The sequence below is a fragment of the Collimonas humicola genome (assembly GCF_018304945.1).
GTDB lineage: Bacteria > Pseudomonadota > Gammaproteobacteria > Burkholderiales > Burkholderiaceae_D > Collimonas > Collimonas humicola.
Window position 1 is genome coordinate 90719 of sequence record NZ_JAGQEE010000009.1, and the last position, 21579, is coordinate 112297.

16 protein-coding genes and 1 pseudogene are annotated in these 21579 nt (G+C 59.4%); 13 read left to right on the forward strand and 4 right to left on the reverse strand.

The genetic code is table 11. The features are described 5' to 3' along the window. Positions 1-24 precede the first annotated feature (24 nt). Both hemL and thiD read right to left on the reverse strand, forming a co-directional pair. Positions 25-1308 (reverse strand): glutamate-1-semialdehyde 2,1-aminomutase, encoded by a 1284-nt coding sequence (gene hemL, locus KHU30_RS22450; protein ID WP_211444895.1) that lies wholly within the window; start codon positions 1306-1308, stop codon positions 25-27. A gap of 73 nt (positions 1309-1381) precedes the next feature. Then, positions 1382-2239, reverse strand: a complete 858-nt coding sequence (gene thiD / locus KHU30_RS22455; protein WP_211444834.1) for a bifunctional hydroxymethylpyrimidine kinase/phosphomethylpyrimidine kinase — start codon at positions 2237-2239, stop codon at positions 1382-1384. 107 nt (positions 2240-2346) lie between these two features. Here thiD and KHU30_RS22460 point away from each other — a divergent pair, with 107 nt between their 5' ends. The 6 genes from KHU30_RS22460 to KHU30_RS22485 all read left to right on the forward strand — a co-directional run bounded on the left by KHU30_RS22460 (position 2347) and on the right by KHU30_RS22485 (position 12778). Then, entirely contained in the window at positions 2347-2499 is a 153-nt protein-coding gene (locus tag KHU30_RS22460) for a rubredoxin (protein ID WP_038495022.1), read from the forward strand. A gap of 161 nt (positions 2500-2660) precedes the next feature. Next, a complete protein-coding gene (locus tag KHU30_RS22465) occupies positions 2661-3077 on the forward strand; it encodes a response regulator (RefSeq protein ID WP_211444835.1) in 417 nt (138 codons plus the stop codon). 70 nt (positions 3078-3147) lie between these two features. Further along, complete coding sequence (locus KHU30_RS22470; RefSeq protein ID WP_038485766.1) at positions 3148-3513, forward strand: response regulator; 366 nt, start codon at positions 3148-3150, stop codon at positions 3511-3513. Between the two features lie 56 nt (positions 3514-3569). After that, the gene (locus KHU30_RS22475) at positions 3570-4166 is read left to right on the forward strand and encodes a chemotaxis protein CheW (RefSeq protein ID WP_211444836.1); all 597 of its coding nucleotides are present in this window, start codon (positions 3570-3572) and stop codon (positions 4164-4166) included. A 67-nt stretch (positions 4167-4233) separates the two neighbouring features. After that, positions 4234-6621, forward strand: a complete 2388-nt coding sequence (locus KHU30_RS22480) for a methyl-accepting chemotaxis protein (RefSeq protein WP_230411219.1) — start codon at positions 4234-4236, stop codon at positions 6619-6621. A gap of 163 nt (positions 6622-6784) precedes the next feature. Then, on the forward strand, positions 6785-12778 hold the full coding sequence (locus KHU30_RS22485; protein WP_211444838.1) for a hybrid sensor histidine kinase/response regulator: 5994 nt from the start codon (positions 6785-6787) through the stop codon (positions 12776-12778). Positions 12779-12844: 66 nt separating this feature from the next. Here KHU30_RS22485 and KHU30_RS22490 read toward each other — a convergent pair whose 3' ends face one another. Beyond that, a complete protein-coding gene (locus tag KHU30_RS22490; protein ID WP_211444839.1) occupies positions 12845-14332 on the reverse strand; it encodes a cryptochrome/photolyase family protein in 1488 nt (495 codons plus the stop codon). A 77-nt stretch (positions 14333-14409) separates the two neighbouring features. Here KHU30_RS22490 and KHU30_RS22495 point away from each other — a divergent pair, with 77 nt between their 5' ends. The 6 genes from KHU30_RS22495 to KHU30_RS22520 all read left to right on the forward strand — a co-directional run bounded on the left by KHU30_RS22495 (position 14410) and on the right by KHU30_RS22520 (position 19279). Continuing rightward, positions 14410-15111, forward strand: a complete 702-nt coding sequence (locus tag KHU30_RS22495; RefSeq protein WP_268906992.1) for a YqgE/AlgH family protein — start codon at positions 14410-14412, stop codon at positions 15109-15111. A 30-nt stretch (positions 15112-15141) separates the two neighbouring features. Next, the gene (gene ruvX, locus KHU30_RS22500) at positions 15142-15540 is read left to right on the forward strand and encodes a Holliday junction resolvase RuvX (protein ID WP_098495504.1); all 399 of its coding nucleotides are present in this window, start codon (positions 15142-15144) and stop codon (positions 15538-15540) included. Positions 15541-15568: 28 nt separating this feature from the next. Continuing rightward, positions 15569-16090: a bifunctional pyr operon transcriptional regulator/uracil phosphoribosyltransferase PyrR gene (gene pyrR / locus KHU30_RS22505; protein ID WP_211444840.1), complete on the forward strand. Its 522-nt coding sequence runs from the start codon at positions 15569-15571 to the stop codon at positions 16088-16090. Then, the gene (locus KHU30_RS22510; protein WP_211444841.1) at positions 16083-17042 is read left to right on the forward strand and encodes an aspartate carbamoyltransferase catalytic subunit; all 960 of its coding nucleotides are present in this window, start codon (positions 16083-16085) and stop codon (positions 17040-17042) included. The genes pyrR and KHU30_RS22510 overlap by 8 nt, the downstream gene beginning before the upstream one ends. A 180-nt stretch (positions 17043-17222) precedes the next feature. After that, complete coding sequence (locus KHU30_RS22515; RefSeq protein WP_211444842.1) at positions 17223-18512, forward strand: dihydroorotase; 1290 nt, start codon at positions 17223-17225, stop codon at positions 18510-18512. Then, the gene (locus KHU30_RS22520) at positions 18509-19279 is read left to right on the forward strand and encodes a lysophospholipid acyltransferase family protein (RefSeq protein ID WP_211444843.1); all 771 of its coding nucleotides are present in this window, start codon (positions 18509-18511) and stop codon (positions 19277-19279) included. The genes KHU30_RS22515 and KHU30_RS22520 overlap by 4 nt, the downstream gene beginning before the upstream one ends. Before the next feature lie 13 nt (positions 19280-19292). On the opposite strand, the gene KHU30_RS22525 is transcribed toward KHU30_RS22520, so the two are convergent. Next, a complete protein-coding gene (locus KHU30_RS22525) occupies positions 19293-20132 on the reverse strand; it encodes a symmetrical bis(5'-nucleosyl)-tetraphosphatase (protein WP_211444844.1) in 840 nt (279 codons plus the stop codon). A gap of 383 nt (positions 20133-20515) precedes the next feature. On the opposite strand from KHU30_RS22525, the pseudogene rfbB reads away from it, so the two are divergent. Further along, positions 20516-21571, forward strand: a pseudogene (gene rfbB / locus KHU30_RS22530) (dTDP-glucose 4,6-dehydratase); the annotation flags it as partial. Positions 21572-21579 lie beyond the last annotated feature (8 nt).

Sequence of the window (21579 nt, forward strand, 5' to 3'; positions counted from 1 at the left end):
CCTAGACCGGTATGCGGCGGATCTTTACGCCAGTTGCGCAAATGCGCCGCGCGCTGCGGCGATGGTTGCCCCGATCACTGCGTCGTCATGCTGCGCCGACACGAAACCGGCTTCAAAGGCCGACGGCGCCAGGTAGACGCCGGCATCCAGCATGGCGTGGAAGAATTTGTTGAACAGGTCCTTGTTGGAAGCCATCACCGCGGTGTAAGTGCCCGGCACCTCTGCCGCAAAATACAGGCCGAACATGCCGCCGATGGCGTCGCCGCTGAAGGTGACGCCGGCTTCCTTGGCAGCGTCGCTCAAGCCTTGCACCAGCTTGGCGGTTTGCGCCGTCAGCCTGGTGTAGAAATCCGGTTCCTGGATCAGCTTGAGGGTGCTCATGCCCGCCGCCACCGCCACCGGATTGCCGGACAGCGTACCGGCCTGGTACACCGAACCGAGCGGCGCCATGTGCTTCATCAGGTCGGCGCGGCCGCCGAAGGCCGCCACCGGCAAGCCGCCGCCGATGACCTTGCCCAGCGCGGTGATGTCGGGCTTGATGCTGTATAGCGCTTGCGCGCCGCCCAGCGCCACGCGGAAGCCGCACATCACTTCATCGAAAATCAGCACAGTGCCGTATTGCGTGCACAGGCGGCGCATGGTTTGCAGGAATTCCGGCGTCGCCCGCACCAGGTTCATGTTGCCGGCCACCGGCTCGACGATGACGCAGGCGATCTGGTCGCCCATGTCCTTGAAAGCCTGTTCCAGCTGCTCGCAATTGTTGTAGTCGAGCACCAGCGTGTGCTTGACGAAATCTTCCGGCACACCGGCCGAAGTCGGATTGCCGAAGGTCAGCAAGCCGCTGCCGGCCTTGACCAGCAGCGAATCGGCGTGACCGTGATAGCAGCCTTCGAACTTGACGATCTTGTCGCGGCCGGTGGCGCCGCGCGCCAGGCGCAGCGCGCTCATGGTCGCTTCGGTGCCGCTGGACACCAGGCGCACTTGTTCGATCGACGGCACCAGCTTGCAGATTTCTTCTGCGATCTCGATTTCGCCCTGGGTCGGCGCGCCAAAGCTGAGGCCGCGCGCGGCCGCATCCTGCACCGCCTTGATCACCACGGGGTGGGCATGGCCGACGATCGCCGGACCCCAGGAGCCGATGTAGTCGATGTAGCGGCGGTCATCGGCGTCCCAGAAATAAGGGCCTTCGGCGTGCGTGATGAAGCGCGGCGTACCGCCCACCGAACGGAAGGCGCGCACCGGCGAATTGACGCCGCCGGGAGTGGTCAGTTGAGCGCGGGCGAACAGGGTATCGTTATTGGAAATCATTTGCTTGGTGTCGGAAAAATGGTTCACGAAAGATGTTTGCTATGAATGCATGCTGCTCTGCGTGCGCTGAAAATCAGGAATCGCCGGCGCCGTCCTCGTCCTTTGTTTCGCGCTCCAGTCCCTCTTCGCGGGCCCAGAAATAGCGGTCCGGTATCAGCCGGCCCATCCCCAGCCGTTGCGCTGCGGTGACTGCGGCCAAGGTGAATTCCTGGGCTTCGGAAACCGCCTCCGGCACGTCCAGGCCGTTGGCAAGCATGGCTGCGATCGCCGCCGACAAGGTAGTGCCGGCGCCGCTGAAAGAGCCGGAGACGCGCGGCCAGGTATCCTGCCGCACCACGCCGTTTTCGCTGAACAGGGTGTTGCCGATTTCGGCGGCTGGGGTCGGGGTGCCGGTGACGAACAGATATTCGCAGCCGAGTTCGATGACGCGCATCGCGTCGATGCTCAGCATGTCTTCCGACGACTGCTCGCGCCAGGTTTCCGCCAGCCGCGCCAGCTCCACTGCCGACAGCACCATGACGGTGGTTTGCGGAATCAGCAGTTCACGGATGGCGGTCAGCAGGTCTTCGCTGTCTTGTCCCTGATCCGGCATGGCCGATAGAAAAGGGTCTAGAATCAGCGGGATTTCCGGATAGTCTGAGACAATCTCGGCGATCACCGACACGCTCTCGATGCTGCCGACGGCGCCGACCTTGAAGGCGGCCACCGGCATGTCTTCGAGCAGCACGCGGGCCTGGTCGGCGACCCAGTCTGCATCGATCTGCTGGGTGTCTTCGATGCGGGCGGTGTCGCCGATCAGTATCGACGTGATGACAGACAGGCCATGACAGCCCATCGCTGAAAAAGTGGCCAGGTCTGCCTGGATGCCGGCGGCGCCGACTGGGTCGGCCACGCCGAAGGTCAATATAAGGGGAGAAGTTTGGTTTTGCACGGCGGGTAGATTAAGATATCCGACTTTGCATTTTACTTGATTGAAGGGTCACTGCCGTGAGCAATAACGAAAGCAACGCAACATCGAAGACTGAATACAAAACCTGGATGTGCCTGATTTGCGGCTGGGTCTATGACGAAGAGGCCGGTTTGCCGGAAGAAGGCATCGCTCCGGGCACCCTGTGGGACGACGTGCCGATGAACTGGACTTGTCCGGAATGCGGCGCGCGCAAGGAAGATTTCGAAATGGTTGCCATTTAAGCTAATCCCCTCTTTTTTATTGTAGAAAGATTAAGTTATCGTTCTCAGTTACAAAATAAATTGAACTTTACCGGCTTCTGTACATAAAACATTGTCCTAAGGAATGTCTTTCTTTGTTACAGTGACGCCGTAGATTTATTTGGATTGAATGAGACGATTTCATGACTACATCACTTGGCGGCGTCAACCTGAAGGTTATGGTGATTGACGATAGCAGCACGATTCGTCGTTCTGCGGAGATTTTCCTGAGCCAGGCCGGTTATCAGGTAGTACTGGCCGAAGATGGCTTCGATGCCTTGGCGAAAGTCAACGATCACAAGCCTGCACTGATTTTTTGCGACATCCTGATGCCTCGCCTGGACGGCTATCAGACCTGCGCCCTGATCAAAAAGAGCGCCAAATTCCATGCAACGCCGGTGGTCATGCTGTCGTCCAAGGACGGCCTGTTTGACCGCGCGCGCGGCGCCATGGTTGGTTCAGACGAGTACCTCACCAAGCCGTTCACCAAGGACAGTCTGCTGAAGGCGGTGCGCCAGCATACCCAGACTGCGGACGGTGCAGTACCGGCTGTGGCATGAGCCGCAGCGGTTGAACGATTAAATAATTGACGTAAGTAGTTTGCGTAACTGAAGTAAATAAAGGTTGAAAATGGCCATACAAAAAATTCTCATAGTCGACGACTCCCCAACCGAGCGTTATTTCCTGACCGATATCCTGGCGAAGGCCGGCTACTCCGTGTCGACTTCCGAAAACGGCGAAGGCATCCTCGACAAGATCAAGGCTGACAAGCCGCAACTGATCCTGATGGACGTGGTGATGCCTGGCCAGAACGGCTTCCAGGTAACGCGCTCGATTACGCGCGACGACGACACCAAGGATATTCCTATCATCATCTGCAGCAGCAAGGGCCTGGAAACCGACCGTATCTGGGGCTTGCGCCAGGGCGCGCGCGACTACCTGGTGAAACCTATCGATCCGAAGGAACTGCTCGCTAAAATCGCTGCGCTCGGTTAATCGAGTGCGGAAGTTGGAATTTAAAGTTTGACCTACGGCATCAGTACACAATCAATATGACCCAATCAACCTCGCCTCTGACGGCGGATTTGCCGCCATCGTCACCGCTGCAACCTGTCAACAAGGTTGCGCTTGACGCCGACTTGCGCCGCAGCCGGCTGCGCGAATTCCAGTCGCACTTGCTGGAGCGGATGCAGGCTGCCCGCAGCGGCAGCGAGGCGCAGGAAAGCCAGCTTGGCTTATTGATCGGATCGAGCCGGTGGTTGTTGAATCTGCAAGAGGCCGGCGAAATCGTCGCCGTCGACCAGATTTCGCGGGTGCCATTGACCCACGACTGGTATCTGGGCCTGAGCAATGTGCGCGGCACGCTGATCAGCGTGATCGATTTTGCACGCTTTCAGGGACAGGGATTGACGCAAATTGACAAGGAATGTCGGATTGTCGCTTTCGCACCGACATTTTCTTTCAACAGCGGCTTGCTGGTGTCCCGTGTTATGGGCTTGCGCAACGTCGCTCAAATGACGCTGCAAGCCCCTGATCCGCTGGACCAGACTGGCGCCCGGCGCTATCTGGACAGCGATTCCCAGGTCTGGACCGAGCTGAGCATGGCCCAAATCTTGCACGACCCTCGTTTTTTACAAGTAGGTTTATGAGTCCCAGGCGCCGTTGCAACAGCAGCGGTGTCCGGTGGCAGCGAATTGGCAATTAGGAGATTCTGTAATGGCATTCAAACTACCGTCTTTATCCAAGGCGGCCAAGGAAGAGCAGGGCGAGGCTGGCGATCGTTTCATGCAGGACGCGCTGATGCACGATCCTGAACAGACTGTCATGGAAGAACGTTTCATTCCTGAGCCGCCGCCGGCGCCTGTCGTGGCGCCGCTTGCTGCGCCAGCCCCTGTTTATAAGCCTGAGCCGACAGCGGCGCCAAGCTTTGCGGCCGTTCCGGAAGCTGCCGTGACGGCTGCGCCGGCTGCCGCTTTCACCCGCGCTGCCGTTGAAATCGCCAGCCCGGATGCACGGCCGTTGCCACTGATCGGCAAACTGCCGCAGCAAAAGCAGGTCCGCCTGCTGCTGATCATGCTCGGCGCGGGTTTGCTGCTGACCATTTTGTTCCTGTGGCTGAACGCCAAGAGTTCCACGATGAGCTCGACCCAGACCCAGATCGCCGGCGACGCGCTGATGCACTCGCAGCGTATCGGTAAGGCGACGCCGAATGCGATTCAGGGTAATGCCGAGGCGTTCAAGCAACTGGCCGACAGCCGCACGGAATTCAACCAGGATTTGGGCATCCTGTCGAAAGGCGGCGATTTCAAGGGACACGATATCAGTGCCCCGAGCGCCGCCATGGATTCCAAGCTGACCGACGTCAACAAGATCTGGTCGAATACAGACAAGGCCGCGGACACCATCCTGAAGCTGCAAAAGGAATTGACCAGCTTCGGCGTGACCTTGCAAAAACTGAACGGCATCTCGCCTAACCTGCTCGACCTGTCGGAACAGATCGCGACCCTGAAGACCCAGACCGGCGCCACCCCGCGCGAAATCGCGGCGTCCTCGCAGCTGGTCATGTTGACCCAGCGTCTGGGCCGTAGCGCCAATGAATTCCTGACTTCTGAGGGTGTGAACCCGGAAACGGCGTTCTTGCTGGGCAAGGATACCAACACTTTCCGCGACATCGTCAGCGGTTTCCTGAACGGCAGCGATGTATTGCGCCTGCCGGCCAGCAAGAACGAAGAAGAACGCAGCAAGCTGACCGAACTGGAAAAGAGCTTTGCCGAATACCAGGAGTCGGTTGCATCGATTCTGGGCAATATGCAGAACTTCGTTTCCGCCAAGCAGTCCGAGCAATTGATCTTTACCGAGAACGAAAATCTCAAGCAACGCCTGGGTGCGCTGCAGGATACCTATCGTACTGCGCAGGATACGCAAAGCATCTGGTTCTGGCTGATGCTGCTGTCGGCCTTCGCGACCCTGCTGGCGGCTGCCGCGATTGCCTGGGTGCAGGTGCAGGACGGTCGTCACCGTACCCACGAAGCTGACGTACGCCGGATGGAAGCGGAAGAACAGCGTCTGCAGGCGATCAAGCAGGAAGAAGACGCAAGTAACGCCAACGACCAGAACCAGGCCGCGATTTTGCGCCTGATGAATGAATTGCAGGAAGTGGCGGACGGTGACTTGACAGTGCAGGCAACGGTGTCGGAAGACATTACCGGCGCGATCGCCGACTCGGTTAACTATACGGTGGAAGAGTTGCGCGGGCTGGTCGGACGGGTTACCGCAACGGCGCAGCAGGTTACCGTGGCGTCGGACCAGGCGCAAAGCATTTCGATCGAACTGCTGGCGGCGTCGCAACGGCAGTCGCGCGATATTCAGGAAACCACGCAAGCGGTTCTTGACATGGCGACCCAGATTACCGACGTTTCCAAATCGGCTAGTGAATCAGCTGAAGTGGCGCGGCAGTCAGTTAGCGCGGCGGAAGAAGGTTCCAAGGCGGTGGAAAATGCGATTTCGGGTATGAACGAAATCCGCGAACACATCCAGGAAACCTCCAAGCGCATCAAGCGGCTGGGCGAATCGTCCCAGGAAATTGGTGAAATCACCGAACTGATTTCCGACATTACCGAACAGACCAACGTGCTGGCGCTGAATGCGGCGATCCAGGCCGCTTCCGCCGGTGAAGCAGGACGCGGATTCTCGGTGGTTGCGGAAGAAGTTCAGCGCCTGGCGGAACGTTCCGGCGCGGCGACCAAGCAGATTGGCGCGCTGGTGCGTACCATTCAGACCGACACCCACGATGCGGTGGTGGCGATGGAACGTTCGACGCAAGGGGTGGTCGAGGGTGCCAAGCTGTCAGATGCGGCCGGTGCGGCGCTGTCGGACATCCGGCGCGTTTCGAACCGTCTGGCGGAACTGATTCAAAGCATTTCCTCCACTACCGAGCAGCAAGCTAATTCTGCAAACGGCGTGGCCACCAACATTCAAAACATTCTTTCGGTGACGGAAAAGACGCGGGAAGGTACACGCCAGACGGCGCTGTCGATTCGCGAACTGTCGAAGCTGGCAGAAGATTTGAAGAGTTCGGTATCGCGTTTCCGCGTGACCAATTAATGTGTAGTCCTGCGCTTGCCGACCTGCCGTCAGGTCTGCAAGCGCGGTATCGGCCAAGGCTTGCCCGGGTTTGCGCTGCTACTGCCGCAATCATGGGTGATGTTTTGGCCGATATGCATCATGGTCAACTCGTTTGACCACACCCTGAACCCATGAGGCAGTCATGACCACCGATTTTTCCAGTTCCGCGGCGCATTTGCAAGATTCAACGCGGACTCATCTTGATACCGGACCATTGTCATGGGTGATGAGCGAAATTCGCGAGGCGCTGAACCAATCCGGCAATGCCTTGTTGCAAATCAGCGACAAGCAGCAGGCCGGCGACGATCATTCCACCGCCATCCGTCATGCCAAGACCTATCTGCACCAGGCGCACGGCGCCTTGCAAATGGTCGACATTGACGGCGTCATCATCATCACAGAAACCGTTGAAGACCTGCTCGAGCGCGCCGAATCCGGCCAGGCCGAACTGAGCGCGCAGCATGTGCAGACTATCGGCAATGCCTATCAGGCATTGATCGAATACCTGGACGAAGTGCTGGCCGGCGGCAGCCATCAGCCGGTACGCTTGTTCCCTTATTACCAGGCGCTGCTGGAAATCCGCGGCGCTGAAAGAATCCATCCGGCCGACCTGTTTTTCCCCGACCTGACAATCCGCCCGCATTTCCCGGCCGCAGATCATGCCGTGGCGATCGAGGCCGAAGCCTATCTGCCCCTGCGCAAGCGCTTTGAGCGCGCGCTGCTGCCGTTCCTGAAAAGCGCCGACAAGGCGATTGAACTGGAAAACGCCGGCGTCATGCAGGTAGTGGTCGGCGAAGTCGAACAGACCCAGCGCAACCAGCAGGCGCGGGCTTTCTGGTGGGTCATGCACGGCTTTTCTGAAGCGGTTGCGACGGCGCAGATTTCCAACGAACTGTACGTCAAGCAGTTGTTCGCCCGCATCAACCTGCAACTGCGTCGCCTCAGCCAAGGCTCTTCCAGCATTTCGGAGAGGCTGTTGCGCGATGCCTTGTTCTTTATCGCCGGGATTGAAAACGCCTCCAAGCTGACTACCCAGATTCGCGCCGCCTACCGTCTCAATGGCTTGGTGCCGACCGACTACAGCACCCGCCACTACGGCCAGATCAGCCTGGACGCATTGGGCGCCGCCAAAGAACGCCTGGGGCAAGCGAAGAACATGTGGGACCGTCTGGCCAGCGGCGACGCCGGCCCGGCTGCTGCGTTTGAAAAAGAAATGCACGGCCTCAGCGAAGCCGGCAGCCAGCTCAACGCGCCGTCCTTGTCCAAGCTGCTGCGCGAACTGAACGGCATCGCGCGCCACGCCGCGCATTCGCGGCCAGGTGACGCGATCTGCATGGAAATCGCCACCAGCCTGTTGTTTATCGAAAACACGCTGAACCACATCAGCCGTCTGCCGCAGAATTTCTCCGAGCGTGCCGATGCCATGACTGCGCGCCTGCTGGCCGTGGTCTCGGGCGAGACCTTGGACAAGCCGGCACAGTGGATCGACGACATCTATCGCGAAGCGCAACAGCGCCAGACCGTCAAGATGCTGGCTTCGGAAATGCTGTCGAGCTTGCGCCAGGTTGAAAAAATGCTGGATGAGTTCTTCAGGGAGCCAGAGCGGCGGGAAGTGCTGACCCAGATCGAACAAGTGCTGCACCAGATCCAGGGCGCGCTGGCGATCCAGGACCAGAGCGACGCTATCCGCGTGGTCGAACACACGCGCAGCACCTTGAAACGTTTTGCCGCCGAGGGTGGCGAGCTGTTGCCGGAAGCGCCGGAACAAAAGGAGTTTGAACGGATTGCGCAAAACATCGGTGCGCTGAGTTTTTTCATTGAAACGCTGCAGCATCAGTCGGATACGCAAAACAACCACTTCACTTTCGATGAAGAGGCCGGCGTATTCCGCATCAATCTGCTGGAGCGGCGCGCGATGGTTGCCGCGCCGCAGCCCGATCCGGTTGTGTCGTCGACAGTCAGCGAGCATCATCCAGCGGCAGCAAGCGCCGGCGGCGACAGCCTGCCATCGCTGCCTGAACTGGCAACTGTGGAAGACGAGCTGCTGCAGCACCAGCAGCAATCGGCGGAGCTGGCGCTGTCGCTGACAGCGCAGCCGCACGATCCGGAGCTGCAGGAAAGACTGAAGGAATCGCTGGTGCAGATGCGGGTTGATGCTGCCCTGAGCGACAATCCGGAAGCTACCGACCGCGCCCAGGCTGCGATCGACATTCTCGACCATCCGGATTTCTCCGCTTCACAGCAATCGCTGGCGGAGATCGTGACCACCATCGTGCCGCTGCATGCAGCGGAAGCGGCGCCGCCTGTAGCGGCGGTGGCGACGGTGACTGACGAGGAGGCCGACGCCGAACTGCGTGAGATTTTTTTGTCCGAAGCAGAAGAGGTCCTGACTAACGCCAGGCAAGCCCTTCTGCAATTGCACGGCGCACCGCACAAGCAAGAGCCGCTGACAGTATTGCGCCGCGCTTTCCATACACTCAAAGGCAGCGGCCGCATGATCGGCTTGAATGCTTTCGGCGAAGCGGCCTGGAGCATCGAACAGGTCTTGAACCTGTGGCTGTCGGAATCGCGCGCGGTAAGCGCCGACCTGAGCGCTCTGCTCGATCATGCCGTGACCGAGCTTGATGGCTGGGTCAGGGAAATCCAGCTGGATGGACACTCGGAACGGACGCCGCATGCATTGGCTGGCATTGCCGAGACTGTGCGCGAAGGCGGTGCTTTCGCCGCTCCGGCAGTCGCCGCCCCGGTGCTGGCCGAAGCCGCAAGCGAAATCCTGGAACTCAGCGATTTGCCGGAGATGCCGGCGCAAGCCGAGGAAATCCAGCTGAGCGACGACGACCTGGCCTTGTTCGGCGTCACCCACGCTGAGCACACGGAAACCGTCGTCTCCATCCACAGCAAGGCGCACGAAGCCGGCATTGAAGAAGAACTGACCTCGGCAGCGGAAATGCATGAACAGCCGCTGGCTGAAGCGGCGCCGGTCGCCGCGTTGCAGGAAGCGCCTGCCAGTGCTGAAGTTATCGCTTTTCCCGGCATGCAGGAAATCCGGCATGACGACAGCACCAAGCAGATCGGCGACCTGACCATCAGCCTGCCGCTGTACAACATCTATCTGGCCGAGACCGACCAGCTGGTGCGTCACCTCGCGCATGATTTTGCCGAGTGGCGGCATGAACCTGAACGGCCGGTGATGACGCAATCGGTGCACGCCGCCCATTCGCTGGCGGGCAGTTCCGCCACAGTAGGTTTCAAGCCTTTACAGGAAGTCGCGCATGCGCTGGAAATGGCTTTGCAGCGCATGGCGTTGCAGCCAGGCAGCCTGCACGGCGCCGATTATGACACCTTGCAATTGAGCGTCGAGCGCGCCAAGTGGATGCTGCAGCAGTTCACTCAAGGCGACATGCCGTATTACGAGCCGGCGCTGGTGAGCAGCCTGGACAGTTTGTGGCAGCGGCAGGAGTCGCGCGCGCATGAAGTGGAAGAGTTGCCGGAAATAGAAGGCAGCGAAGAAGCGCCGGCGCAGGAAATCGTTGCGCCTGCTATCGAGCTTGAATCGATAGCTGCAGAAATCGCACCGCAACTGACTGAAGTTCCTGTAGCCCCGATCGCGGCCGTCACCGAACCTGTCGAAAACTGGGATGAGGCATTGCACGTGCAGCCGATCGCGATTGCCGCCGTGGCGCCGCATCAGCCTGCAGTGGCGGAAGTGCCGCATCTGTTTGAAGCGCCGAAGGAAGATATCGATCCTTTGCTGGCGGTGCGCGATGAGCTGGATCCAGATTTGCTGCCGATCTTCCTGGAAGAGGGCGGCGACATGCTGCCGCAGATCGGCAGCGCCTTGCGCAGCTGGCAGGAAAATCCGGTCGGCACGACCAGCGCGCATCCGGTGCCGCAGGCTATCCTGCGCCATCTGCACACTATCAAGGGCAGCGCCCGCATGGCCGGCGCGATGGTGCTTGGCCAGCACATGCACGAGATGGAAAGCCATATCGAGGTGATCCTGCAATCGGGCAGCTCGTCACGCCACACGGTCGACGAATTGCTGGCGCACTATGACCGCGGCGTACAGATGTTTGATAATCTGCGCAATCCGCAAGCGGCGCAACCTGTCGCTCCTGCTGCGCCGCTCGCAGCAGAGGCGGCGGCCCAGGCGCATGCACCGGTCAACCTGCCGAGCGTGATGCCATCGCTGGCTGCCGGCGTGGTGGCGCCGGCGCTTGCCAGCACCGGCGGCCTGGTGTCGCAGGTGCGCGTCAATGCGGATATTCTCGACCGGCTGGTGAACCAGGCCGGTGAAGTTTCGATCACCCGTTCACGGCTTGAATCCGGCATCGGCACCTTGCAGCTGTCTTTGTCTGAATTGACGGAAAACGTTGACCGCTTGCGCGGCCAGCTGCGTGAGATCGAAATCCAGGCTGAAGCGCAGATCAGTTCGCGCATGACCCTGGCCGGCGAGCGCGAATTCGACCCGCTCGAATTCGACCGCTTCACGCGGCTGCAGGAACTGACACGGATGATGGCGGAGAGCGTCAACGACGTTGCCTCGCTGCAGAAGAATCTGACCAACACAGTCGAAGGCGCCAACGTCGACTTGCTGACGCAACGCCGGCTGACGCGCGATCTGCAACAGGATCTGATGCATGTGCGGATGGTGCAGTTTGCCAGTATCGGCGAGCGTCTGTACCGGCTGACACGCCAGGTCGCCAAGGAACTGGACAAGCGCGTCAACCTGGATATCCGCGGCAGCCATGTGGAAATCGACCGTAGCGTGCTGGAAAAGATGATCGCTCCGTTCGAGCATTTGCTGCGTAACGCCATCGTGCACGGGATCGAATCGCGGGAAGCACGGCGTGCTGCAGGCAAGAACGAAACCGGCGAACTGAAAATTGAAATCCGTCAGGACGGTAATGAAATTTTGATTCAGCTGTCGGATGACGGCCAGGGCCTGAACCTGCCGCGCATCCGCGACAAGGCGCGTTCCGTCGGTCTGCTGGAAAACGATGAGCAGCTCTCTGACCTGGAAACCACCGACTTGATTTTCCGTCCCGGATTTTCCACCGCTGCGGATGTCACGGAGCTGGCCGGACGCGGCGTCGGCATGGACGTGGTGCGCTCGGAAGCGGCATCGCTGGGTGGCCGCGTTGCGGTGACCAGCGATCCTGGCCATGGCACGCATTTCACGATTCACTTGCCGCTGACCCTGGCGGTTACCCAGGTCGTGCTGCTGACCACCGGCGGCAGTACCTACGCCGTGCCGTCGGCGCTGGTGGAACAGGTGCAGCAGTTGAAGGCCAAGGCCTTGGCCGCCGCCTATAACGACGGCACGCTGATGTGGCAGGGACACAAGGTGCCCTTGCAGTATCTGTCGACGTTGCTGGGCGATGCCGAGATGGCGCCGGTGGCGCAGCAATATTCTCCGGTCATCATTCTGCGCAGCGGTAATGACCGGGTCGCCTTGCATGTCGACGAAATCGTCGGCAACCGAGAAGTCGTGGTCAAGAATATCGGTCCGCAATTGTCGCGGATGATCGGGATTGCCGGCGCCACGGTGCTGGGTTCCGGCGATATCGTGCTGATCCTGAATCCGGTGCCTTTGATGCAGCTGCAACTGCAGCGTTCGGCGCACGAACATCGCGCACCGCGGCAGTCGCACCTGGCAACCCACGACGCCATGGGCGCCGTGGCCGAGATGAGCGTCAATCCTGAATCGGCAGCGCCGCCGGTGGCACAGGCAGTGCAGGGCTTGCGCAGCCAGAGCGTGGTGATGGTGGTCGACGATTCCTTGACCGTGCGCCGGGTGACCCAGCGTCTGCTGTCGCGCGAAGGCTACCAGGTAGTGCTGGCGAAAGACGGCGTCGATGCGCTGGAGCAGCTGCAGGCGATTACTCCGGACGTGATGCTGGTGGACATCGAAATGCCGCGCATGGACGGCTTCGACTTGACCCGCAATATCCGCAATGACGATCGGACCCGCCATATCCCGATCATCATGATCACCTCGCGTACCGCGGGCAAGCATCGCAGCTATGCGATGGAGCTGGGCGTCAACGAGTATCTGGGCAAGCCATACCAGGAAGATGAGCTGATCAGCAACATCAAGTCGTTCATCAAAAAAGAAACAAACACCCTGCAATAAAATGACGGGGGCTGGTGGAAAAACAATTTTCACCGGCCCCTGGAATTCCTCCCCGTTGCTTCCTTCTCACTCTTCAGTTACTTTTCTCACCGCCGCATAACGCTGCAAGGTCAGCTTGCGCGCCTCATCGTGCTGCACCAGCGGCAGGGGGTAATTTTCTCCCAGGCGGATGCCGGCATCCTGCAAGTCTTTTGCAGGCGCCAGCCATGGCGCATGGATATGCCTGTTGCCGAGAGCGGCCAACTGGGGCAGGTAGAGGCGGATGAATTTGCCCTCCGCATCGAATTTCTCGGATTGGGTGATGGGATTGAAGATGCGGAAATAAGGCTGTGCATCGCAGCCGGATGACGCCGCCCACTGCCAGCCGCCATTGTTGGCGGCCAGGTCGAAATCATTGAGCTGCTCGGCAAAGTAGCGCTCTCCCCAACGCCAGTCGACGCCCAGGTCTTTTATCAGGAAAGACGCAACCAGCATGCGCAGGCGGTTATGCATGTAACCACTCTGCTTGAGCTGCAGCATCGCCGCATCCACCAGCGGATAACCGGTGCGGCCGGCGCACCAGGCCAGGAACAGCGCCTGCGCATGCTGCCCGCTTTCCCAGGGGATGGCGTCGTAGTCCGGCTTGAATGCGCGTTGTGCGACATGCGGATGGTGGTACAGGATCATGAAGTAAAAATCGCGCCACACCAGTTCCGACAGCCATACCGCTGCGCCGCTGGCGGCGGCGCCCTGATGCAGGATTTGATACGCGGCGCGGGCCAGGGTGCGGATCGATATGGTGCCGAAACGCAGATGCACCGAGAGATAGGATGGTCCTTTGACCGCGGGGAAATTGCGGGCGTCTTCGTATCGGCCGATACGCTGCAGGAAGTCTTCCAGCAGACTGGCTGCGCCGGACATGCCAGGTGTGATTTTCAAGGCGTGCAGATTGGTTTCCTGGAAGCCGAGTTCGGCCAGGCCGGGGATCATGCCATGCTCCGGCGCGGGCGACGCCAGCCGCGCCGCGTACTTTTCGATCGGGTAGGGCTTCAGGAAAAAAGGTCCATCTGCCGCAGCCAATCTTTTCATCCAGGCGTTCTTGTAAGGCGTGAATACTGAAAACGGCCGTCCTGACAGGGTAAGGATTTCGTCTTGTTCAAAAATCACCTGGTCCTTGAAGCTGTGCCAACTGCGGCCGGCAGCGGCCAGGATGCTTGCGATCTTGGCATCGCGTTGCCGAGCCTGCGGTTCGTAATCGTGGTTGCTGAACACGGCATCGACGCCAAGTTGGGCAGCCAGCGCCGGGACCTCATCGGCAGCGGCGCCGTGGCGCACGATCAGGCTGCCGCCCAGCTTGCGCAGTTCCCGATCCAGTTCGACGATGCTGTCGCGGATGAATTCGACGCGGCGGTCAGCCGTCAGGCCGGCATCCAGCAAAGGCTGCAGGATGTCGGTGTCGAAGACGAACGCGCAGAACACGGCCCTGCTGGTTTTTAAGGCGTGATGCAGGGCGGCGTGGTCGAATACGCGCAAGTCGCGGCGAAACCAGACCAGGGATTTTTCAAACTGGGGCATGGAGGCGGTCTATATAAAAATCGCGTGAGGTAGCGCCGAGGCGGGCTTGCGAGCGACTTTACCCGAGAAGCAACAGTATGCAAAGCGGCTTGCGCCGGTTTAAAACTGATAAAATGCGGCCCATGGCCAAGCTAGATACAACTCCGGACGATTCTCCCGCGCGCAAGAGCGCTGCGAAGGCATCGGGCGACCCGGATTCTCCCTCTTTGAATCTGACAAATCATTTCCTTATTGCAATGCCCTCCATGCTGGATCCGGTTTTTGGCGGAACCGTGGTGTATTTATGTGAGCATAATGCCAACGGCGCCCTCGGCGTGGTGATCAATAAACCTACCGATATGACCATGCAGCTGCTGTTCGAGCGCATTGACCTGAAGCTGGAAATCAATCCGGAACTGGGCTTTGACGATCCAATCGGCGAGCGGCCGGTGATGTTCGGCGGCCCGGTCCAGGTTGAGCGCGGTTTTGTGCTGCATACGCCGGGCAAGAGCTATTCATCGACGCTGAAAGTGACGGAACAGATCGCCATGACGACCTCCAAGGATGTGCTGGAAGAGGTTGCCCAAGGTGGCGGACCGCAGCGAATCCTGGTCAGCCTGGGGTGTTCGGGCTGGAGCGCGGGCCAGCTGGAAAGTGAAATCGTGCATAACGGCTGGCTGACGGTGGCTGCTGATCCTGCGATCATTTTCGACCTGCCGGTCGCCGAGCGTTTTGCCGCCGCTGTCAATCTGCTCGGTATTTCTCCGTATATGCTGACGTCGGAATCCGGGCGTGCGTGAGTTGAACGGCAATATGCGCGGGAGCCTGGCATGAGCGGTTTGACAGGCACGGTGCTTGGTTTCGATTTCGGCCTGAAGCGCATCGGCGTGGCTGTCGGCAATACTCTGTTGAAGCAGGCGCAGCCCTTGCAAGTCATCAGCGCTGCGACCAATGACGGCAAGTTCGCCGAAATCGCGCTGCTGATCAAGGAGTGGCAACCGGTGCTGTGCGTGGTCGGCTTGCCGCTGCATCCGGATGGCGCAGAGCATGAAATGAGCGTGCGCTGCCAGCGCTTTGCCAATCAGCTGCACGGCCGCTATGCAGTCGCCACGGTGCTGGTGGATGAGCGTTACTCGTCGGCGGTGATCAAGCAGCAGCGCGGAGAAGTGATCGACGACCAGGCCGCCGCGATTATCTTGCAGCAGTATTTTGACGATTTATCTGAATGATCCTGTTCGATTTTGTGATGAAGACGCAATGACTACTATCACCCCCCAATTCGATGCCGAAGCGCTGTACCTGGTGCTTGAGGCAAAAGTAAAAGCCGCGCTGGCGCAGACCGACAATGTGGCGGTCATCGGCATCTATTCCGGCGGCGCCTGGATTGCCGAACGCCTGGTGGCGGCCTTGCACCTGAATCCGGCGCAGCGGCTCGGCTTTATCGACGTCTCCTTCTATCGCGACGATTTTTCCGAAAAAGGCTTGCGCACCGATATCAAGCCGACCCAGATTCCATTCGATGTCAACGGCGCCACCATCCTGCTGGTGGACGACGTGCTCTACACCGGCCGCACCACGCGCGCCGCCATCAACGAGCTGTTCGACTACGGCCGCCCGGCAAAGATCATGCTGGCGGCGCTGATCGACCGCGGCGAGCGCGATTTGCCGGTGGCGGCGGATTTTGTCGCCGATGCAGTCACCTTGCAGCCTGGCCAGTCCCTACAACTTCAACGCGCCGACGACGGCAGCTTCACTTTAGACATCCAACCCAATGCTTAATCCTCAACTCAATAAAAACGGCGAACTGCAGCATCTGCTGACGATCGAGGGCCTGCCGACTTCTGTTGTCACGCACATCCTGGATACGGCTTCCTCCTTTGTCGGTGTCAGCGACCGCGATGTCAAGAAAGTGCCGCTGATGCGCGGCAAAAGCGTGTTCAACTTGTTCTTTGAAAATTCGACCCGCACCCGCACCACGTTTGAGATTGCTTCCAAACGCTTGTCGGCCGACGTCATCAACCTGAACATCTCCGCCTCCAGCGCCAGCAAGGGCGAATCGCTGCTGGACACCATCGACAACCTGTCGGCCATGCACGCCGACATGTTCGTGGTGCGCCACTCGCAATCCGGCGCACCCTACCTGATCGCCAAGCACCTGACCGATACCAAGCAGCACCACGTACACGTGGTCAATGCCGGCGACGGCCGCCACGCCCATCCGACTCAGGGCTTGCTGGACATGTACACCATCCGTCACTACAAGAAGGATTTCAGCAACCTGACGGTGGCGATTGTCGGCGACATCCTGCACAGCCGGGTGGCGCGTTCCGACATCCACGGCCTGACTACGCTGGGCGTGCCGGAAGTGCGCGCCATCGGACCGCGGACCTTGCTGCCGAGCGGCCTGGAGCAAATGGGCGTGCGGGTATTCACCGACATGAATGAAGGCCTGAAAGGCGTCGACGTCATCATCATGCTGCGCTTGCAGAATGAACGCATGAGCGGCGCGCTGCTGCCGTCAGCACAGGAGTTTTTCAAGAGCTACGGCCTGACCCCGGAACGGCTGGCGCTGGCCAAGCCGGATGCGATCGTGATGCATCCGGGGCCGATGAACCGCGGTGTCGAGATCGACTCGGCAGTGGCCGACGGCGCGCAAGCGGTGATCCTGCCGCAGGTGACTTTTGGCATTGCGGTGCGGATGGCGGTCATGAGCATTTTGGCTGGGAATTAAAATAGGCCGTTATAAACCACGTCGCGTCATTCCCGCGAAGGCGGGAATCCATTTTACTCAGCAAGTTGGAGCCCAGCGTTCGCGGGGATGACAGCGTTTCTGGGGATCGCGCTCAAGGTGTCGCTGGTTTACGTGTTTTTATCCAGATAATTATTTATTGAATCGCCATAACATTTACAGATGAAACTTCACATCAAAAACGGCCGTCTGATCGACCCCGCAAACAATATCGATGCACAGCAAGATCTGTTTATTGCCGCCGGCAAGATAGTCGGCATCGGCAACGCTCCTGCCGATTTCACCGCCAACAAAACCATCGACGCCAGCGGCCTGGTGGTGACGCCCGGCCTGGTGGACCTGAGCGCGCGCCTGCGCGAGCCGGGCTATGAGTACAAGGCGACGCTGGAATCGGAAATGCAGGCAGCGATGCAGGGCGGCGTCACCAGCCTGGTCTGTCCGCCGGATACCGATCCGGTGCTGGATGAACCGGGCCTGGTGGAAATGCTGAAGCACCGCGCCAAGAGCCTGAACCAGGCGCATGTCTATCCGCTCGGCGCGCTGACTGTCGGGCTGAAGGGGCAGGAACTGACCGAGATGGCCGAGCTGACCGACGCCGGCTGCATCGGCTTCGCCCAGGCCGAAGAGCCGGTACTGGATACCACGGTGCTGCTGCGCGCGCTGCAATATGCGCGCACCTTTTCGTACACCGTCTGGCTGCGTCCGCAAGATCCTTACCTCGGCGCCGGCGGCATCGCCCACAGCGGCCCGATTGCGTCGCGGCTCGGCCTGTCCGGCGTGCCGACCATGGCCGAAACCATACGGCTGCAGACCATTTTCGAGCTGGTCCGCTCCACCGGCGCACGTGTGCACCTGTGCCGGATTTCTTCCGCCGAAGGCTTGGAACTGATACGCAATGCCAAGAAAGAAGGCCTGCCGATCAGCTGCGACGTCGGCGCCCACCACATCCATATGACGGATGTCGACATCGGCTTTTTCGATTCCAATGCGCGCATGACGCCGCCGTTCCGTTCGCAGCGTGACCGCGATGCGATCCGCCAGGCGCTGCTGGACGGCACCATCGATGCCATCTGCTCGGATCACACGCCAGTCGACGACGATGAGAAACTGCTGCCGTTTGGCGAAGCGACGCCCGGCGCCACTGGGTTGGAACTGCTGCTGTCGCTGGCCTTGAAATGGGCCGAGGAATGCGTCGACGCAGCACCGCAGCGCCTCACCCGTGCGCTGGCAAAAATCACCACTGACGCTGCGCGCGTGGCTGGCTTGCCGGCCGGCCAACTGGCCGTCGGCAGCGTCGCCGATATCTGCCTGTTCGATCCGGCGGTGCGCTGGACCGTCGCCGCCAAAGAACTGGCCAGCCAGGGCAAGCACACGCCATTCCTCGGGTATGAACTCAGTGGACGCGTCAAGACCACGATCGTGGCCGGACACATCACGTTCGAACGCGTATGAAGCGGCTGCAATTTGCCTGGCGCCTGACGCGCGTGCTGCTGCATCTGGTGATCGGCCTGTGGACCTGTGCGGTGGTGTTTCCGTTTGCCGATGCCACAGGCCGGCGCTGGCGCATCCGCCAATGGTCGGTCGAACTGCTGGCTATCTGCCGGGTAGAAGTCGCCTTGCGCAATCCTGGCGACAGTGTCGCCGCAGTGCGGGCGCTGATTGTCGCCAATCACGTATCCTGGCTCGACATTTTCGTCATCAACTCGATCCAGACCTGCAGTTTCGTCGGCAAATCGGATATCCGCGACTGGCCGCTGCTTGGGTGGCTATGCGAGAAGGGTGGCACCATCTTTATCGCGCGCGGCAAGCAGCGCGACGTGCGGCGCATTTTCCAGGGGCTGGTCACGAGCATCCAGGCCGGCGAGCGTGTTGCTTTTTTCCCGGAAGGCACCACCGCAGCGCAAGGAGCATTGCTGCCGTTTCATGCCAACCTGTTTGAAGCCGCGCTGGATGCCAAGGTGCCGGTGCAGCCATATGCGCTGCGCTACCTGGATGCGCAAGGAGCGCTGCATCCGGCGGCGGATTTTATCGGCGACATGACTTTTGCGCAGAGCATGATCGCGATCTTGCAGGGCGAGCCGATGAAAGCCGAGCTGATCCAGCTGGCCCCGATCGAAACCGCAGGCGTACACCGGCGGCAGCTGGCCGCTACTGCGCAAGCCTTGATTGCCGATGCATTGGAACAGCCTCAGGCCGAGCGGGTCAGCGCTGCGGCATGATGCCATTTCCGCTTCAGGGCTGACCGGGCCGTTGCGCTTGCGGGCAGCTCACTTGCAGCAGCGCCCGGTCGGCCAGGCGCACGGCAGTCAGTTTGCCGCCCCAGACGCAGCCGGTATCGAGCCCGATCAGATTGGGCCTTTGTATCAATCCCAGCGTCGACCAGTGTCCGAACACCACGGTGACGTCCTCCGTCTGGCGCCGCGGCGCATCGAACCACGGCAGGTAGCCGGGCAGGGAAATTCCAGTGCTTTCCTTCGCCGCCAGTTCCATCGTTCCGTCTTTGTCGCAAAAGCGCAGGCGTGTCAGGGCGTTGACGATGCAACGCAGGCGTTCGTTGCCTTTGAGTTCATCGTTCCAGTGCAAGGGATGATTGCCGTACATCTCGCGCAAGAAGCCTATCCAGTCAGGTCCTTGCAGCACGTCGCCTACTTCTTGGGCCAATGCCAACGTTTTCGTCGCCGACCATTGCGGCAGCACGCCGGCGTGTACGAATAAATGATCTTGCTGGTATAGGGCCAGAGGCTGGCGTCTTAGCCAATCAAGCAACTCTTCCCGGTCAGGTGCATTCAGGATTTCATCCAAGGTATCGCTGCGATGGAGTTTGCGGATGCCATGGGCGGCGGCCAGCAGATGCAGGTCGTGGTTGCCAAGCACGGCCTGCGCGCGTTCGCCCAGGGAGCGTATCAGGCGCAGCGTTTGTAGAGACTGCGGGCCGCGATTGACCAGGTCGCCGGCAAAAATGAATGTGGCGCCAGGGGTTGCCGCCTCGATCTTGTCTATCAGGGTTATCAGGCTTTGGTAACAGCCTTGCAGGTCGCCGATGGCGTATGTCAAAGGACTAACGATTGGCATAAATGGAAGTATGAATTGGCGGGTTGACGGTTGCCATTGTAGATCGGTAGCAGGTTTCAGCGCAGAGATAGATGTTTTGAAGGTTTTCCGGCCACACGGGGGTTATGTAATTGAGATAAGTTGATTTTTGGCACTTTCCGTCGCAAAGGTGGTCCTAATTGCCCATCGCGATCATTTCCAGTTATTTAGATAGAAAATACTTGCATGAATGCATAGAAATTGCACCGACTTTTCGGCCGAACTAATCCGAAATGTGCTGCAAAGGTCGGATTTCTACGGATAATGGGGGATAATCTCGAACTGTTCAGATATTTTTATATTGCAAAAATATAATCAATATAAAATATCGCTTTTAATTTTTGCACTGCATTTAGGATGACCTCATGATTTTTATCACTGGAGGAGCCGGCTTTATCGGTTCCAATTTCGTACTGGACTGGCTGGCGCAGAATGACGAGCCAGTGATCAATTTCGATAAGCTGACTTACGCTGGAAATATCAATAATCTGGTGAGTTTGCGTCAGGATCCGCGCCATATCTTTGTACAAGGAGATATTGGCGATACGGCTCAGGTGGCTGCTTTGCTAGCCAAGCATAAGCCGCGCGCAATTGTGCATTTTGCGGCGGAAAGCCACGTTGATCGCTCCATCCATGGACCAGCCGCTTTTGTGGAGACTAATGTCAACGGCACCTTCGGCTTGCTTGAAGCAACGCGCGCATACTGGGGGGCTCTGCCGGAAGCTGAGAAAGCAGCCTTTCGTTTTCTGCACGTTTCAACCGACGAAGTGTACGGCACCCTGGGTCCGGATGATGCGCCGTTTACCGAAACGACTCAGTACGCGCCTAATAGCCCTTATTCTGCATCGAAGGCTGCATCGGATCATCTGGTCCGCTCCTATCATCATACTTACGGCCTGCCTACGCTGACCACCAATTGTTCCAACAATTACGGCTCCTACCATTTTCCCGAAAAGCTGATTCCTTTGATCATCACCAATGCGCGCGCCGGCAAAGCACTACCTATTTATGGCGATGGACAACAGGTGCGCGACTGGCTCTACGTGAGCGATCATTGCGCGGCGATTCGCCGGGTGCTGGAGGCCGGCAAGCCGGGCGAGGTATATAACGTTGGCGGCTGGAATGAGAAGGCCAATCTGGAAGTGGTGCACACCTTGTGCGACATCCTGGACCAGTTGGACCCCAAGCCGGCTGGCAGTTATCGTGACCAGATAACTTATGTTACCGATCGTCCTGGCCATGACCGGCGTTACGCCATCGATGCGCGAAAGATTGAACGCGAACTTGGCTGGAAGCCGCTCGAAACCTTCGATACGGGCATTCGCAAGACGGTCCGGTGGTATCTGGACAATCAGGAGTGGGTCAAAAATGTCCAGTCTGGCGATTATCTGAAGTGGGTTGAGCAAAATTACGAGCAGCGCCAGAGTTC